The sequence below is a fragment of the Streptomyces sp. NPDC101166 genome, assembly GCF_044768125.1.
Taxonomy (GTDB): Bacteria; Actinomycetota; Actinomycetes; order Streptomycetales; family Streptomycetaceae; genus Streptomyces.
The window spans coordinates 1-1,382 of the sequence record NZ_JBIWPF010000135.1; the positions used below are offsets into that span (position 1 = coordinate 1).

The following is a 1,382-nucleotide window of genomic DNA, read 5'->3' on the forward strand; positions in this document are numbered from 1 at the left end:
GGAAGTCCTTTCACAGTCGAGGGCCGACACACGGCCGTTCTCCTAACGCAACGCCCGGGATCGTTGCCGATATTTCCGCTCCGCCCGACTCGCCCGGGTCTAGGGTCGAAAGATCGGCCTCGCCGGGAGGACGGCCACATCCGGTGCAGCGATCCCGGCCGCGTGAGCAGGGAGGTTTCGTATGACCAGTTCCAGGTTCGTCATCGCGGGAGGTGGGCTCGCCGCGGCGAAGCTCGCGGAAGCCTTGCGGGCCAATGACTTCGACGGCGCGGTGACCCTGGTCAGCGCCGAGGAGCATCTGCCGTACGAGCGTCCGCCGCTGTCCAAGGAGCATCTGCTGGGCAAGAAGTCGCTGTCCGACTTCACCGTGGACCCGTCGCAGTGGTATCGCGACCATCACATCGAATTGATGCCCGGCACCACCGTGACCGGACTGGACCGCGGCGCCAAAACCGTTGCGCTGCCGGACGGTACGACGCTGCCCTACGACAAACTGGCGCTGGCCACCGGCTCGCGCCCGCGCATGCTGCGCATGCCCGGGGTGGACGCGCGGGGCGTGCACGTGCTGCGCACCATCGAGGATTCCGACGCCCTGCTGGCCATGTTCGGCGAGGTCCAGCGGCTGGCGGTGATCGGCGCGGGCTGGATCGGACTCGAGGTGACGGCGGCGGCGCGGGCGGCGGGCGTGGAAGTGACTGTGCTGGAAGCGGACTCGGTCCCGTTGCGGGCCGCGCTCGGCACCGAGATGGGCGAGGTGTTCGCGGGCCTGCACCGCGCGCACGGCGTGGACCTGCGCACGGACGTGAAGGTCAGCGAGATCACCACCGCCGACGGCCGCGCGACCGGTGTGCTCCTGGACGACGGCACCCGCATCGAGGCGGACGCGGTGCTGGTCGCGGTGGGTGCGCGCCCCAATATCGAGCTGGCCGCCGATGCCGGGCTGGCCGTCGACGGCGGTGTCCTCGTCGACGAGAGTCTGGCCACCTCGGACCCCGATATCGTCGCGGTCGGCGATATCGCCGATCAGCAGCATCCGGTGCTGGGTCGGCGAATCCGGGTGGAGCACTGGGCGAACGCGCTCAATCAGCCCGCCGTGGCGGCCCTGACCATGCTCGGCAAGCCCGCGGTGTACGACCGGCTGCCCTACTTCTTCACCGATCAGTACGACCTGGGGATGGAGTACACCGGCTACGTCTCCCCCGAGCAGCGGGCGCGCGTGGTGGTGCGCGGTGATCTGGCCGGACGCGAGTTCGTGGCGTACTGGCTCGATCCGAACAATCGGGTGCTGGCCGGGATGAACGTGAACGTATGGGATGTCACCGACAAGATCAAGGAACTGATCCTGAGCGGCCGGGCCGTGGACCCGGACGCCCTGTGACCAC

1 protein-coding gene is annotated in these 1,382 nt (G+C 69.0%); it reads left to right on the forward strand.

What is annotated here, in order from left to right; all coding sequences use genetic code 11:
• Positions 1-181 precede the first annotated feature (181 nt).
• Positions 182-1,378: an NAD(P)/FAD-dependent oxidoreductase gene (locus ACIRS4_RS37065; protein WP_404204497.1), complete on the forward strand. Its 1,197-nt coding sequence runs from the start codon at positions 182-184 to the stop codon at positions 1,376-1,378.
• Positions 1,379-1,382 lie beyond the last annotated feature (4 nt).